We start from the raw sequence: 15,335 nt of genomic DNA on the forward strand, positions 1-15,335 counted from the left end.
TTCGCGGGAATTTGTTACTTCTCAACCTCAATCCATTGTCCTTTATTTCTAACAAAAAACTCGTTGTCATACATGGCTTCTGCTTGAATTCCTGGTAAATAATAAGACCCTAAATAAGACGCATTAAGCATAACGTTAAAAGTTTTGGTTTCTTTTTGTTTTAAATCAAAATAGAAATTAACACGGTCGTCTCTAATATCTGTAAATCGGGCTTGACTTGTTGTACTATCTCCAAAATCTGTAAAACGTGTGTTTACAATTTCCCAACCTGAAGGGAAAATTTGGGTTAATGCCACATCATTAACGCTATAGTTTTTTGCATTAGTAACTTGTACTGTTGCTACAAAATCTTCACCTTGTTTAAGTTTTGAGATGTCTATTTTGTCTCCTTTTAAGTTTTTAAAGACAACGTTTGCAGTTAATCCTCTTTGCTCGGTTAACTCTTTGCCTAAAGGTAATTTACCAGATGTTAATATGCGTACATACACTAAATTATCATAGTTGTTTTTAATAGTAATTTGGTTAGCGCCATCTTTGATTTTTAAATCACGTTGCGCTAATGCATTACTACTATTTACGGTTTCAGATTTACCATTAATGCTGTAGTTAATTTTTATGCCTTTTCCGCCATTAGCAATAACCATTTTACCCATTGCAAGTAAACTGTATGCTGTAGTTTGTGTACTCATCCAACGTTGGCTAGACAATTCTTTAGCAATAGTTTCGGCTAAATCTTTAAGGCGTTTATCTTTGGTAATAACCATAGTTTCTAGCGCCATAGCACGATTTCGGTCAACAGAACCATAAGTGTAATAGTTACGTTTTACAGGTTGAAACTCGATATTTGCAGTTTTAGCAACTGCGTTACTAGCTTCGGTTTGACCTGCTAAAGCATAAGCTGCTGCAAGACGCCATTTGGCTTCGTTAGATAATTCTGAAAATTCGCGCAAGCGGTTCATTGCTGCTAAATCAGGACTATCAGCCAATGCTAATGTGTACAGTCTGTAAGCTTGTGCTAAATCTGAATTGTAATTATTGTAACTAGGCCTCCAGTTTTGCGCTGCTTCTTTTTGATATTTTATCCAATTGCTTTTAAAAGTTAGTGGTAATACAAAACCTTTCTTTTCGGCTTCAATCATAAAATGTCCAGCGTAACTTGTTCCCCAATCGTTAGCGTTATTTTCTCCAATCCAATAACTCATACCGCCATTTGGTCTTTGGAAATGACCTAGACGTTTAATCCCGTTTTTAATATTATCCTGAATTTTTAATTGTTGATCTTTAGGTAGATCAAAAATATCTGTCAAAAATAATTGAGGGAACACGCTAGATGTTGTTTGCTCTAGGCAACCATGAGGATATCTAATTAAATATTCTAAACGACGCGTAAAATCCATTGGAGGTAATGTTGAAAACTCTACCGTAGCACTGTTTGTACCTGTAACACCAAAGGTTGAAAAATCTATAGTTTTACTGTTGTTTGCGGTTAAAGATTCGTTGTAACTTTTAGTAGATATTGGATTAACATTTTCTACATCAATTTCAACTTTGTAAGTTGAAGTTTCGCCATTTCCAGACGCTACAACTTCAATGGTATTGATACCTTTTGCTTTGCTAACGTCCAGTTCAAAATATTCCATTTTTTCATCTGGTTTTTCAAAACTTAAAGATTTTGAAGACTCGCCAACTACTGAAATTCCGTTACTTAATTTTAATTTAAGTGATACGTTTTTCACCTTAGGTTCCATAGCAAAAACTGTTACCGGAAGTGTTACTTTTTCGCCAGGACTTAATTTGCGAGGTAATGATGCTAACACCATTAAAGGTTGTTTAACTTGTACCGATTTTTCGGCATTACCGTAAGCTTCATTTTCTACATGACTGGCGACAACCATAGTTCTTACTGCTCCAATATAATTTGGCATTTTTATGGTGTGCGATTTTCGGTCTCCAGCTTCCAATTTAAACGGTCCTAAAAAGGTAACCACAGGTTTAAAACGGTTAGCTTTTTTGTTTTTTCCTGCTGCTGCATTGCCATCTCCACCAATTGCAAACACTTGATCAATACTACCGCTGTAAGCACCAATAACATCATCAAACATATCCCAAGTTTTTACGCCTAAAGCCTCACGAGCATAAAATGCATCCCAAGCATTTGGTGTTTTAAATCGGGTTAAGTCTAGCAAACCTTCTTCTACAACAGCAAGCGTGTACGTCATTGGTTTGTTGTTTTTTTCTGAAACAAATACCGTGTAATCTTCTTTTGGTTTTAAGACACTTGCCATTTTAATTTCTGGATGTAAAATAGTGTTAGGATCTTCTACCATTAATGGAATTACACCGTATAAACGCAACGGTAAATCGTTAGCAGTAGAGGCATGCGGTTGCAGTAACGATATGTTTACAAATACGTTTGGTGCCATTTGTTTTGTAATAGGAATATCTACTGTTGTTTCTCCAGTTTTAGTTGTAACCCATTTGTGATCTATAACTTCAGAGCCATTTTCTATACTAATTAACGCGCGACCAGAAGTACCAGACGGGAAAGTGATTTTTGCAGTTTCGCCAACATTGTAATTTTCTTTATCTGCGGAAAATACCAACATACTTGCTGCTTCTTTGTCGTTTGATGGTTGACGTTTCCACCAATTTTTATAGAAATATGCGGTTTGACCTGTAGAATGTCCAGAAACAGGATCTTTAATTGTGATGTAATAACGACCACCTTCTTCATCAGGGACATTAATATTAAAAGACGTTTTTCCTTTGGAATTGGTGTTTAATTTGCTTTCTAAAAATGGTTTGTAAAACGAACTTGAGGTGTATTTTGATAGGTTATCTTCTGAAGAATTCCACCACCAACGCCATTCAATTTTATAAACTTTTACTTCTAAACCATTACGTTGTATAGCATTACCTTGATCATCTACAACAACTAAATCGAAGTTGTTATTAGCATCCGTTTCATAAGAACCGTAACGTTTTGGTTCTGGTGATTTTAAACCAACAAACGAGTTGTAAGGAGCGTAAGGCATTGTGAATGCGTCCATAGAGAAATCGCCACCATTTTCAAAAGCTCTAACTAAAAATTGTGCGTTTAACATACCTGGTGCGCCTTTACCAATAGATAAGTTTTTGGTAATGTTGGCTAAACCATCGGCGTCTAAATTGCCTTCAAAAATGGTTATTTCTTCGGTATTGAAAGACTTTGCAGGATCTCTAAATTTGTAATCTGGATAGTTTTTAAATCCTGAATACGAATTAGAAAACTTTGCTTTTACTTCTGCTTTTAAATTTTTTGCTGGAGCGCCATGTAACCAGTTAACGGCTAATTTTCCTTTTAAATTAGAATTGCTTTTTAGGATTTCGTCTTCAAAATCTATCTTAATTTTTAGACGGTTTGGTTTAACGGTTTCAACTTTTAACCCTTTATAAAAATTAGCGCCACCAACGGTTACTTTTGCATTCCAATTACCAGTTTTGTCTTCGGTAGCTGTTGGAACAGCAAAGGTGTAAACATTGTTTAATCCGTTACTTTTAACTTCTTTAAAGGCTAATTTTCCGTTAGGATCTGTAATTTCAAGTTTTACTGGATGACCTTTAGGAAGTTTATTTGCCGCATCATTAAGCATAAATGATAAATGAATGGTGTCACCAGGTCGCCAAACACCACGTTCACCATAGATGTAACCTTTTAATCCACGTTGTAGCGTTGTGCCCGAAACATCAAATTTACTTAAGGATAAAGAGTTACCATCGTTAAGTTTTACATAAGTAGTATTGTAACCTTTTGTTACAGTTGCAAAAGCAGCGTGCTTATTAGCGCTTATAGTTGCAAAACCATTACTGTTAGTGGTTGAACTAACTATTTTTTGTTGCTGAAAATTGTATAATGCTATAGTTGCTCCTGCTTCTGGATTAGTATTTAAGATATTACTAACTGCAAATAAATAGTTGTTATTAGCTCCTTTTTTAACAATAGTACCAAGGTTAGAGCTAATTAAATTTTGAGCAATAACACGGTTAGAATTATAGTACGATTCGTGGCAAGGATTGTTACGTTCTCTCCAGTTGTAGTTATCGTTGCGGTAGCTATAGGTTAGATTATCCCAATACTCTTCTTCTTTAAGGTCTTCGTCTTCGGTGTTGGTTTGGTTATAATTATCGTTGTAATAATCGTCGTAATAGTAATCGTCTTCGTAGTAATACTCATCCTCGTCATCATTACTATTAGAAGCTGTGGTATTACAGTCGTAAAGTGAATAGGCTTTTTTAAAGTCAATTTCAACTCTATAAATAGCGCCAGGATCTGCTTTTATGTATTTTGAAAGATCTACGCTGTAGGTTTTCCATTTTCCGTCGTTATCTAAAGGGTTTTCAATTAGGTTAATGGTGTGTTTTGCAATGCGTCTTCCTACACGTCTAATTGCTCTACTATTGTTGCTATATAGTTCATTATCTTGAAGAAATTGAAGTACGTTATCTTCAAAAATTTTAATAACTCTAAGATCTACAGCTTTTAAATTTACTGCTTTAAAATTGAATTTTAATTCTTTAGAATTTGGTAAAAACACACCGCTATTTACCAATTTTACTTGTGGTTTTATATCTTCAAAAGCAATAGTTTGACTGTAAGGTGTTTTTAATTTATACCCATATGTGTTTTTTATACCTTGAAATACATCAATTTTTAAATTACCTGACATTTTGGATTGTGGATATACTTTAAGCACATTACCATCTACAATAAATTTTGGGTTTTTAGCATTTTGAATAGTTACTAAGCCATCAAAGTTTTGCTGTTTTTTTATTGGGTCAGAAAAGTTGATAGATAAAAACTGCTCTGGTAATTGAAACACTTCTACACCAACAATTTTAAAGTTATTAATACCAGGAATGGTTACTTTGTTCTCTCCAGAATTATCTGCATTTATTGGCTTTCCGTTCCATTTTACTAAAATATCTGCATCATCAACTTTTCTTGTAATACTATCTATTTTAAATTCAAAATATTTTGAAGGAAGCAGTTTTTCATCCCAAACAATATTTAATTTTTTTCCATCTTGACTAGCTTCAACTAGCAGTTTTGCTTTATCAATAGTAGTGATATCTGCTAATTTTAACGCGCCATTTAAATACTGTAATTCTTTAGTGTAAGATTGTAGGTTGTTAGTTTCAATAATAAAATTTGGTGTAATGGTTTTAAAGCTAAAATCGTAAGTATCAAAACCATCTGGTAAATCGTTATAAAGATCTTTTAGTTTTACAGAAACGGTATATTCTGTGTCTGGCGATAAGTTTTCGTCAGGAATAAAAGTAAACGCGTGGTCATTTACAACTTTAAGTTGTCCTTCTACAAAAGGTTTAATTTTAAAAAGACTTTTGTCTAATTCTTTATCAGCTTCCCAACCAGCAACAGTTTTTGCAAGACTAACGTTAATATGATCTGCAACAGATACTCTACCAGCAGTTGTGTAACTAATATAGTCTCTATATTTAAAAAGATTGTCTGTTTTTGGTGTTTTTTCTTTACATGAAAATGTTATGAAAAAAACTAATAGAATGGTGTAGAAAGATTTTAACTGCATTGATTAATAGGTTTGTAGATGAATGTTTATCAAGAGAAATAGTGTTAAATAAATTACGTTAACATTTTATGATTTAGTTTGTATGAGATGTTAAAAAAAAGATAAATTATTGATTGTAGATACCAACATAAACTTCTCCTTTGTCATTAACAGAAGCTCTATACATGCCAGCAGTGTTAAAGTCCATAACAAAGTTTCCGTATTTATCAATAGCAATAATACCACCGTTCCCACCAAGATCAGGTACCTTTTTTTGAATAACCTCTTTTGCAGCATCTTTTAGGCTTAAACCTTTATATTCTACTAATGCAGATATATCATGAGCAACTGTTGCACGAATAAAAAACTCTCCCCATCCAGTTCCAGAAACAGCGCAAGTAGTATTGTTTGCATAAGTACCAGCTCCAATTATTGGTACATCACCAACCCGACCAAATCTTTTATTAGTCATTCCTCCAGTAGATGTGCCAGCAGCTAAATTTCCGTTTTTATCAAGCGCTACACAGCCAACGGTTCCAAATTTTGAATTTTTTATTTCAGCGTCATAAAAAGCTATTTGCTTTTCTTTATTAGTTTCTTTCTCTTTAATTCTTTTTAAACTTTTAAGTCGTTTTTCTGTTTTAAAGTAATTAGGGTCTACAATTTCAAGTTGTTGTTCTTTTGCATACTTTTCTGCACCTTGACCTGTCATCATTACATGAGGAGAAACATCCATTATTTTTCTAGCTAAATTAATAGGATTTTTAACGTTTGTAATAGCAGCACATGCACCAGCGTTTAAGGTTTTTCCATCCATAATTGAAGCGTCAAGTTCAATGGTTTCTTCATTTGTGAAAACAGCACCTTTACCTGCGTTAAATAAAGGAGAATCCTCTAGTATATTTATTGTTTTTTGTACAGCATCAAGACTGCTACCTCCTTCTTTTAAAATGTTGTAACCAACCATTACGGCTTCTTCTAATTTTGCTTTGTAGGCTGCTTCATTCTGTTTAGTCATATTCTTTTTTAAAATAGTGCCTGCACCACCATGAATAACTATAGCAAACTCATTTACTTGAGTATTGGTAGTTTTGCTAACTATGTCTGATTCTACATTTTTTGATTTTTCTGTAGAATTGCAACTTAGGTTTAATAGAAATAAAAGCGATAGAATAGATTTTAGTAAAGTCTTCATTAGATAAAAATTATAGCATTAAAATTAGCAATTTTTAAACGGTTTTTATGCTAAATAACCAATGAAATATTAGTATATTCGCTAAAAATTAAATAATTCGTAAAAAAGAAACATTTATGGAAGCAATTGCTACCGATTTCGGAATAAAAGAAGCTTTAAAACAATTAGGTATTAAAGACGTTAATGATGGTACTTCTACAGGCTCTGATAGCTTTGGAAGTGGTGAGTTAATTTCATCTTACTCTCCAACAGATGGACAGTTAATTGGTAAAGTTTCTACTACAACAAGAGAAGACTACGATAAAGTTATAAAAACAGCTCAAGATGCCTTTTTAGAGTTTAGAGCAATGCCAGCACCGCAAAGAGGTGAAATAGTAAGACAGTTTGGAAATCGTTTAAGAGAATTAAAAGAACCATTAGGTAAGCTAGTATCTTACGAAATGGGTAAATCTTTACAAGAAGGTTACGGAGAAGTACAAGAAATGATAGATATCTGCGATTTTGCAGTAGGTTTATCTAGACAGTTAAACGGACAAACTATTCCTTCGGAAAGACCAGGACACGTTATGAGAGAGCAGTGGCACTCTTTAGGTATTGTTGGTATTATTTCAGCATTTAATTTTCCTGTTGCTGTTTGGTCTTGGAACACAGCATTAGCATGGGTTTGTGGTGATGTTTGTGTTTGGAAAGCTTCAGAAAAAGCACCACTTTGTGCAGTAGCATGTCAAAATATTATTGCTGAGGTATTAAAAGAAAATAATTTACCAGAAGGTATTTCTTGTATTATAAACGGAGATTACAAAGTAGGAGAATTTATGACAACAGATCATAGAATTCCGTTAATCTCTGCAACAGGATCTACACGTATGGGACGTATTGTTGGTAAAACAGTAGCCGAGCGTTTTGGTAAATCTTTATTAGAATTAGGAGGAAACAACGCTATAATTATTACACCTACTGCAGATTTAAAAGTAGTTGTGCCTGGTGCAGTATTTGGTGCTGTTGGTACTTGCGGACAACGTTGTACAAGCACACGTCGTTTAATTATACACGAGTCTGTTTACGATAAAGTAAGAGACGCTATTGTTGGTGCCTACAAGCAATTAACTATTGGTAACCCATTAGACGAGAAAAACCACATTGGACCATTAATTGATAAAGACTCTGTAAACACGTATTTATCTGCTATAGAAAAAGCTAAAGCCGAAGGCGGAAATGTACTAGTTGAAGGTGGTGTTTTAGAAGGAGAAGGATACGAGTCTGGTTGTTATGTAAAACCAGCGATTATTGAAGCTGAAAATGATTTTGAAATTGTACAAACCGAAACTTTTGCACCAATTTTATATCTAATGAAATATTCTGGCGATGTAGAAAATGCAATCGAAATGCAAAACGGAGTTGCGCAAGGATTATCTTCTGCAATCATGACTAACGAAATGAAAGAAGCAGAAAAATTCTTATCCTTTGCAGGAAGCGACTGTGGTATTGCTAACGTAAACATTGGTACTTCTGGAGCAGAAATTGGAGGTGCATTTGGAGGTGAAAAAGAAACTGGTGGCGGACGTGAGTCTGGATCTGATGCTTGGAAGTTTTACATGCGTAGACAAACCAACACGGTAAACTACTCAGACCAATTACCTTTAGCGCAAGGTATTAAGTTTGACTTATAATATTATTTCGCTTTCGCGGAAGTTAAGCCACATCAAAAAAGATGTGGCTTTTTTATTTTCATAAAATTTAACCTAAAATTTTAGTTTTTTGTCGATTATTTGTGTTTAATACAAATAATTAATAATCAAACAGTTAAAAAATCACGATTTTTTAATAACTTAATACTCATAATATTAAAAACTAACCATTATGAGTAAAAAATCTAGATACCTTCTTGGTATTTTACTTACCATCATAATCGGTACAGTCTTGTACTGGTTTTTTTGTTGTCAATGTTGTATAGGTAATATTGAGAATAAACAGAAAGATGTGTCCGTAGCACCAAAAGTAACTATCAAACCAATTACACTTAATGATCCAGATGGAGATTTTAATTTAGAAATTAAAGACAATTTTAGTTTCAAATTTTCAGATTACCATTTTATTGAGCCAATTTCACCTGAATTAAATCAAGGTTTAGATCAAATAGCAACTTATTTAAATAATCACCCTGAAAAATCACTTGAGGTTAAAGGTTTTTACAAGTCTGTAGAGATTAATAACTCGGCATTTCCTACCATTGGGTTAGCACGTGCTAACGTGATAAAAAATCTTATGGCTTCAAAAGATGTAAATTTTAAAAATATAAATACATATGGTGTTTTAGATAACGATTTAAATCGAGAAAATGATACTATAAACGGAGGTATAAGCTTTAAAATCTCCGCATTTAAAGAAAGAAATTCTGATCAAGAAGAAGCTTTAAAAGATTTAGCTAAAAGTATTAAAGCTAATCCGTTAATACTTCATTTTGAAACAGCTCAAACTAATATTGTTCTAACTAAAGAACAACGACAAAAAGTGGCAGATATGGTTGATTATGTGTACAAAGTAGATGGTGCAAGTATTACGGTAACCGGACATACAGATAATCAAGGTAGCAGAGATACTAATATAAAAGTTGGGCAAGAAAGAGCAGATTTTGCTAAAAACTATTTAATAGATAACGGTATTTCTTCAAGTAAAATATCAAGTACTTCTTTAGGTCCAGATCAGCCTATTGCAGATAATACTACCGAAGAAGGTAGAGCAGAAAACAGACGAGTTGTAATAACCATTAACTAAAAAAAATAAAACCATGAGAATATTATTAATTAGCATACCGTGTTGGTTAATTCCTACTTTGGTAGGATTAATTTGCGCAATTTTAGGATACTTTTTAGGTAAACTACTAAACAGAAGTAATGATAATAATGAAAATATTGATATTTATAAAAATCGAATTTCTAAATTAGAAACAGATTTAGCAGCTTGTATGTCAAGTAAAGAAGTATCTCATTCTTCTGGATTAGCAAATACTATTACTCCCAAAGCATCAGGTATTGAAGCTGTTGTTTTTAATCCAGATGCAGCTAAAGCAGCTTTAGGGAAAAAAATAAAAGAAAACGATTTAACTGTTGTTGAAGGTATTGGACCAAAAATAAAAGAATTGTTCCATAGCCATAACGTTACAACTTGGGCAGATTTAGCTAATTGTACTGTAGAAAAATGTCAAGAGGTATTAAAATCTGGTGGTAAACGTTTTGAAATACATAAACCAGGTACTTGGCCAAAACAAGCAGAAATGGCTGCTAAAGGCGAATGGCAAAAACTTAAAGATTGGCAAGATCAATTAGATGGCGGTAAATAATTTACTAACCAACAAAAAACCACTGTCGTCATTTGATAGTGGTTTTTTTAATTTAAATCTTTTTCAATGCCGAAACTTTATCGGGAGAAAAAGATTATAGAAAGTTGATTAATAGCTCTGTAAATATATCACAGAACATTAAACTTACTGTTAACTAATTTATAACTGGTCGTTAATTTTGTATAAATGGTAGTTTAATACTTGATTAACTGTATTTAACCTTTCTTAAAATTCTAATAGCATCTTTATATTTTTGATACACTTTGGGATGCTTTTTTAAATATGGTTTTGCTTCATGAAGCTTATCTATTGCTTCATGAAATAAATTTAAATAACATATAAGATACGTTTCTGGTAGGTTGTTTAGATCTCGTAATTCTACTTTATTTAAAGAAATTCCTTTTTTAAGTTTTTCTAAAACAGAATTATTAGTATTGTAAATGTGATGTAATACCTTTTTGTCATACTGTGGCGGATTGAAAACCAAGGTAGAATCTATATTATAATTTGCATTATCATTAAAACTAATAACAGTTTCTTCTAAAGGGTAATATTTATAATGATCTTGAATGCCTAGCTTTACATAATCTAAAATTGAAAACGAATTTTTATCATATTTTATAGCAACTTCATCTAAAGTTGAATAAAACAATCGTACTTGCTCGTTAACCAGTTCTATATCAACTCTAGAGTAAAATGTTTCGTCTTTAACGGTCTTTTTAATTCCTGACCAACACACAATAAAATATTCTTTAAAGACAATATATTTTGGGTTGTAATCTTGTCTTTTTTGCATAAAATCTATAACTCCATCTAAAATATGCTGAATATTATTTTGTGCATGTTTCTCGATAGAAGCTACAATTTCTGAATTAACATCTTTAATCTCTATGTCAAAAACCTTAGGCATACTAATGCTACCTTCTCTAAAAAACACAGAGCCACCATAGTATTTCCAGATGTTTTTTCTTAAAGATGTAATACCTGTACTTGGTCTAATAGTTACTAGGCCAACTACTTTATGATCTGGTAGATGCGGAAAAGGAATATTTTCATATTGTACAATTGGCGGATTGGTTAAATAGGCATTTATTAAATTCTGAATTTTAGAATCGTCAAAAAAATCTACGCCTACTATTTTATTATCTTCGTCTTCTACGCCAATGACGATATAAGAATTATTTTTTGGGTTAGAGTTTGAAAGTGCACAGACGTGTTTTAAAAATTTAGCTTTTCCTTCCTTTTGGCCAATATCAATCTTTCGTTTTTTGTCATAAAAACTGTTCTCATCATTATGAGCTAGTAAGTTTTTAATTAAAAGACGTTTATTGATCATATGTCTGTCATTACTGAATTGTTAAGGAAACTTTTTAAAGGTTATTCCTTTTTCACAATAGTACTACTAGCTTGTGCAGTACAAAACATTAATACGTCTGCAAGGTTAACATGTGCAGGACGTGATACAGCAAAATAAATAACTTCGGCTACATCATCTGCTTGTAATGCTTTGTAACCGGTATAAACGGTATCTGCTTTGGCATCTCCTTTAAAGCGTACTTTAGAGAATTCGGTTTCTACCAACCCAGGATTTATAGCTGTAACTTTAATCCCAAAAGGGTTAAGGTCAATACGCATACCTTCGGTAATGGCGACAACTGCGTGTTTGCTTCCGCAGTAAACATTTCCGTTGGGATATACTTCTTTTCCTGCCGAAGAGCCAATGTTAATAATGTGTCCGCTTTTACGCTCGGTCATATTTGGGATAATGGCTTTGCTTACGTAAAGCAAACCTTTAACGTTAATGTCCATCATTTTATCCCAATCTTCTAAATTTCCGCTTTGTATAGGATCTAATCCATGTGCATTTCCTGCATTATTAATTAAAATATCTATGGTTTTAAATGTTTCTGGTAAAGAATTTATTGCGTCAAAAACGGCAACTTTATCACTAACATCAAAATTAAGTGTATGTACGTTAGTTTGTTTTGATAAGGCTTTTTTAATGGTATCTAATCGCTCTTGACGTCTTCCGCAAAGTATAAGATTAATGCCATGTTTGGCAAATTGGTGTGCTGTAGCTCTTCCTATGCCGCTTGTTGCTCCTGTTATTAACGCAGTTTTTTGACTCATTTTTAGGTGTTGTTTTAAACACCTAAATATAAGGGTAATAAACTTCTGTGAAAACTTTTTTAAATTAAATTAAGGTACCTTATGACCTTGACAAGCTACTAATATTAAGAACCAATCTTCCAGTTCTAAATTAATTTTAGTAGCAGCATAAGCATCTTTTAAACGTTGTTTTGTTGTAGTACCAACTACAGGAATAATGTTTGAAGGATGTTTTAGTATCCAAGCTAATAATAATTGATCTTCGGTAGCATTATATTTATCTAATAAAGCACCTAATTGCTTGTGTATACGTCTTGTTTGCTCTGTATCTTCTTTAAATACGTAACCTAATGGTGACCAAGACATTGGTTGTATATTGTTTAGCATCATGTGGTCTAAGGTACCATCATGCATTGCTGTATGTTGCGTTAAAGAAAACTCTATTTGATTAACCTCCACACCAACGTATTTATTTAATAAATCGGTTTGACTAGGTGTAAAATTAGAAACACCAAATGACTTTATTTTTCCTTCTTTTTTTAATGTTGATACTGCTTCAGCAACAACTTCTGGTTGTAATAATGGACTTGGTCTATGCAATAATAACAGATCTAAATAATCTGTTTTTAGATGTTTTAAGCTATTTTCGGCAGACCAAATAATGTATTCTTTTGTGTAATTATAGTGTTTTACTTTTAAGTCTGGTCTAGAGTTGCCAATATACTGTATACCGCATTTGCTTATTAACTCTATTTGACTTCTTTTAATACCACTTTCCGCGAAAGCGTTACCAAAATCTGCTTCTGTGCTGTAGTCTCCATATATATCAGCGTGATCAAATGTATGTATGTTATTTTCTAAACAATGATGCATCAAATCTATCATTTCTTGTTTAGACAGTTTTTTTCCCCATTGTCCCCATGTCATTGTCCCTGCTGTAATTTTAGAAAAATTCATACTATATACTTTAGTTTTTATATTTGTGCTAATAATGTAAAATTACTCTTAAAAGACTTATAAATTAAGAACTTTTAACCAATTCTTAACATCGGTAATTGAAAAAAAATTACAATTTGCAGAGCTTGAAATTATTAGAGTTTCAAATTCCTAAAAAACTAATTTATAATGGAAGATACTACTACTGTTGATATTGCATCAATAAATGCAAAAATTGAAAAGGAAAGCGCATTTGTAGACTTACTTATGCTTGAGATGAATAAAGTAATTGTTGGACAAAAACACATGGTCGAGCGTTTACTAATTGGATTATTAGGACAAGGACATATTTTACTAGAAGGTGTACCTGGTCTAGCAAAAACATTAGCTATTAATACGTTGTCACAAGCAATAGATGCTAGTTTTAGTAGGATACAATTTACACCAGATTTATTACCAGCAGACGTTATTGGTACATTAATTTATAATATAAAGGAAAACGATTTTACTATTAAAAAAGGTCCAATCTTTGCCAATTTTGTTTTGGCTGATGAGATTAACCGTGCGCCAGCAAAAGTACAATCGGCTTTATTAGAAGCGATGCAAGAAAAGCAGGTAACTATTGGTGACGAGACTTTTAAATTAGATAAGCCATTTTTAGTAATGGCAACTCAAAACCCAGTAGAACAAGAAGGAACATATCCTTTACCAGAAGCGCAAGTAGACCGTTTTATGCTAAAAACGATTATAGATTATCCAAAACAAGCCGAAGAGCAACTAATCATGCGTGCTAATTTAAAAGGAGCTTGGGATAAAGTAAATCCAGTAGTGACTACAGAGCAAATTATAAGAGCACAACAAGCGGTAAGAGAAGTGTATATGGATGAAAAGATTGAAAAATACATTCTAGACATCATCTTCGCTACACGTTATCCAGAACAATATAGACTAGATGATTTAAAACCATTAATTTCTTTTGGTGCGTCGCCACGTGGTAGTATTAACTTAGCTACTGCAGCAAAATGTTACGCATTTATTAAGCGTCGTGGTTATGTAATTCCTGAAGATGTACGTGCTGTTGTACAAGATGTATTACGTCACCGTATCGGAATTACTTACGAAGCTGAAGCAGAAAATGTAACTGCAGAAGATATCGTAAACAAGATTGTTAACGAAATTGAAGTACCTTAATCAGTTGGCAGTATTTAGTCAACAGTCTTCAGTAAAGTTTAATTTACCGAATGCTTTTAACTAAATACTATTTAGCACTGCAAACTGCACACTGAACACTGCATACTGAAACAATGGATACTAAAGAAATACTAAAAAAAGTTCGAAAAATAGAGATTAAGACACGTCGTTTGTCTGATCATATTTTTGGAGGCGAATATCATTCGACTTTCAAAGGTCGTGGTATGACTTTTTCTGAAGTACGCCAATACCAATTTGGTGACGATGTAAGAAACATCGATTGGAATGTTACCGCACGTTATAATGAGCCTTACGTAAAAGTTTTTGAAGAAGAACGCGAGCTAACCATGATGCTTATGGTAGACGTTTCTGGATCTGAATTTTTTGGAACAGAACAACAATTTAAAAACGAAATTATTACCGAAATCGCTGCTACTTTAGCCTTTTCGGCAACTCAAAATAACGATAAAATAGGTCTGATTTTATTTTCAGATGACATAGAACTTTACATACCGCCAAAAAAAGGAAGATCTCATGTATTGCGTATTATTCGTGAGTTAATCGAGTTTCAACCTAAAAGCAAACAAACCAATATTGCCGAAGCTTTAAAGTTTTTACGCAACGTCATGAAAAAGAAAGCAATTGTTTTTATGATGAGCGATTTTATTGCAGAAGATTACAAGCAAACCCTAAAAATTGCAGCCGGAAAGCACGATATAACAGGAATTAGAATTTACGATAAACATGAAGAAAACATACCAAATTTAGGTATGGTAAATATGCAAGACGAAGAGTCTGGCGAGTTAATGTTAGTCAATACAAGTTCTAAAAAAGTAAGACAAGAATACTCAAAGTTTTATACGCAAAAGGTTGGCTACTTTAAAGATAGTTTTGCAAAATCTGGCGCAGGAAGTTTGTCTTGCAGAACCGATGAGAGTTACGTAAAAAAACTATTAGGCTATTTTAAAACAAGAGGATAAATTATCAGGTTTAGCGC

General features: G+C 32.9%; 10 protein-coding genes. 5 read left to right on the forward strand and 5 right to left on the reverse strand.

What is annotated here, in order from left to right:
- Positions 1 to 14: 14 nt before the first annotated feature.
- Together INR78_RS05955 and INR78_RS05960 are read right to left on the reverse strand one after the other, a co-directional pair.
- The gene (locus INR78_RS05955) at positions 15 to 5,588 is read right to left on the reverse strand and encodes an alpha-2-macroglobulin (RefSeq protein WP_223077878.1); all 5,574 of its coding nucleotides are present in this window, start codon (positions 5,586 to 5,588) and stop codon (positions 15 to 17) included.
- 106 nt (positions 5,589 to 5,694) lie between these two features.
- Complete coding sequence (locus INR78_RS05960) at positions 5,695 to 6,762, reverse strand: isoaspartyl peptidase/L-asparaginase family protein (protein ID WP_223077879.1); 1,068 nt, start codon at positions 6,760 to 6,762, stop codon at positions 5,695 to 5,697.
- Between the two features lie 116 nt (positions 6,763 to 6,878).
- On the opposite strand from INR78_RS05960, the gene INR78_RS05965 reads away from it, so the two are divergent.
- The 3 genes from INR78_RS05965 to INR78_RS05975 all read left to right on the forward strand — a co-directional run bounded on the left by INR78_RS05965 (position 6,879) and on the right by INR78_RS05975 (position 10,102).
- Positions 6,879 to 8,432, forward strand: coding sequence for an aldehyde dehydrogenase family protein (locus tag INR78_RS05965; RefSeq protein ID WP_223077880.1), 1,554 nt, complete (start codon positions 6,879 to 6,881; stop codon positions 8,430 to 8,432).
- 190 nt (positions 8,433 to 8,622) lie between these two features.
- A complete protein-coding gene (locus INR78_RS05970; RefSeq protein WP_223077881.1) occupies positions 8,623 to 9,537 on the forward strand; it encodes an OmpA family protein in 915 nt (304 codons plus the stop codon).
- A 13-nt stretch (positions 9,538 to 9,550) separates the two neighbouring features.
- The gene (locus tag INR78_RS05975) at positions 9,551 to 10,102 is read left to right on the forward strand and encodes a hypothetical protein (protein WP_223077882.1); all 552 of its coding nucleotides are present in this window, start codon (positions 9,551 to 9,553) and stop codon (positions 10,100 to 10,102) included.
- 205 nt (positions 10,103 to 10,307) lie between these two features.
- On the opposite strand, the gene INR78_RS05980 is transcribed toward INR78_RS05975, so the two are convergent.
- The 3 genes from INR78_RS05980 to INR78_RS05990 all read right to left on the reverse strand — a co-directional run bounded on the left by INR78_RS05980 (position 10,308) and on the right by INR78_RS05990 (position 13,168).
- On the reverse strand, positions 10,308 to 11,438 hold the full coding sequence (locus INR78_RS05980; protein WP_223077883.1) for an ATP-binding protein: 1,131 nt from the start codon (positions 11,436 to 11,438) through the stop codon (positions 10,308 to 10,310).
- Between the two features lie 41 nt (positions 11,439 to 11,479).
- Positions 11,480 to 12,232 carry an SDR family NAD(P)-dependent oxidoreductase gene (locus tag INR78_RS05985; RefSeq protein ID WP_223077884.1) on the reverse strand — a complete coding sequence of 251 codons (753 nt, stop codon included), beginning with the start codon at positions 12,230 to 12,232 and terminating at the stop codon, positions 11,480 to 11,482.
- A 69-nt stretch (positions 12,233 to 12,301) separates the two neighbouring features.
- On the reverse strand, positions 12,302 to 13,168 hold the full coding sequence (locus tag INR78_RS05990; RefSeq protein WP_223077885.1) for an aldo/keto reductase family oxidoreductase: 867 nt from the start codon (positions 13,166 to 13,168) through the stop codon (positions 12,302 to 12,304).
- 168 nt (positions 13,169 to 13,336) lie between these two features.
- Here INR78_RS05990 and INR78_RS05995 point away from each other — a divergent pair, with 168 nt between their 5' ends.
- Together INR78_RS05995 and INR78_RS06000 are read left to right on the forward strand one after the other, a co-directional pair.
- A complete protein-coding gene (locus tag INR78_RS05995) occupies positions 13,337 to 14,338 on the forward strand; it encodes a MoxR family ATPase (protein WP_223077886.1) in 1,002 nt (333 codons plus the stop codon).
- Positions 14,339 to 14,451: 113 nt separating this feature from the next.
- Entirely contained in the window at positions 14,452 to 15,318 is an 867-nt protein-coding gene (locus tag INR78_RS06000) for a DUF58 domain-containing protein (RefSeq protein WP_223077887.1), read from the forward strand.
- Positions 15,319 to 15,335: the final 17 nt, after the last annotated feature.

Source organism: Mesoflavibacter sp. SCSIO 43206, assembly GCF_019904215.1.
Classification (GTDB): Bacteria; Bacteroidota; Bacteroidia; order Flavobacteriales; family Flavobacteriaceae; genus Mesoflavibacter; species Mesoflavibacter zeaxanthinifaciens.

What these genes read in the sequence shown, in the direction of transcription:
- INR78_RS05990 (WP_223077885.1), bottom strand. Translation starts at nt 13,168, where the DNA reads ATGAATTTTTCTAAAATTACAGCAGGGACAATGACATGGGGACAATGG.
- INR78_RS05955 (WP_223077878.1), bottom strand. Translation starts at nt 5,588, where the DNA reads ATGCAGTTAAAATCTTTCTACACCATTCTATTAGTTTTTTTCATAACA.
- INR78_RS05965 (WP_223077880.1), top strand. Translation starts at nt 6,879, where the DNA reads ATGGAAGCAATTGCTACCGATTTCGGAATAAAAGAAGCTTTAAAACAA.
- INR78_RS05960 (WP_223077879.1), bottom strand. Translation starts at nt 6,762, where the DNA reads ATGAAGACTTTACTAAAATCTATTCTATCGCTTTTATTTCTATTAAAC.
- INR78_RS05975 (WP_223077882.1), top strand. Translation starts at nt 9,551, where the DNA reads ATGAGAATATTATTAATTAGCATACCGTGTTGGTTAATTCCTACTTTG.
- INR78_RS05980 (WP_223077883.1), bottom strand. Translation starts at nt 11,438, where the DNA reads ATGATCAATAAACGTCTTTTAATTAAAAACTTACTAGCTCATAATGAT.
- INR78_RS05985 (WP_223077884.1), bottom strand. Translation starts at nt 12,232, where the DNA reads ATGAGTCAAAAAACTGCGTTAATAACAGGAGCAACAAGCGGCATAGGA.
- INR78_RS06000 (WP_223077887.1), top strand. Translation starts at nt 14,452, where the DNA reads ATGGATACTAAAGAAATACTAAAAAAAGTTCGAAAAATAGAGATTAAG.
- INR78_RS05995 (WP_223077886.1), top strand. Translation starts at nt 13,337, where the DNA reads ATGGAAGATACTACTACTGTTGATATTGCATCAATAAATGCAAAAATT.
- INR78_RS05970 (WP_223077881.1), top strand. Translation starts at nt 8,623, where the DNA reads ATGAGTAAAAAATCTAGATACCTTCTTGGTATTTTACTTACCATCATA.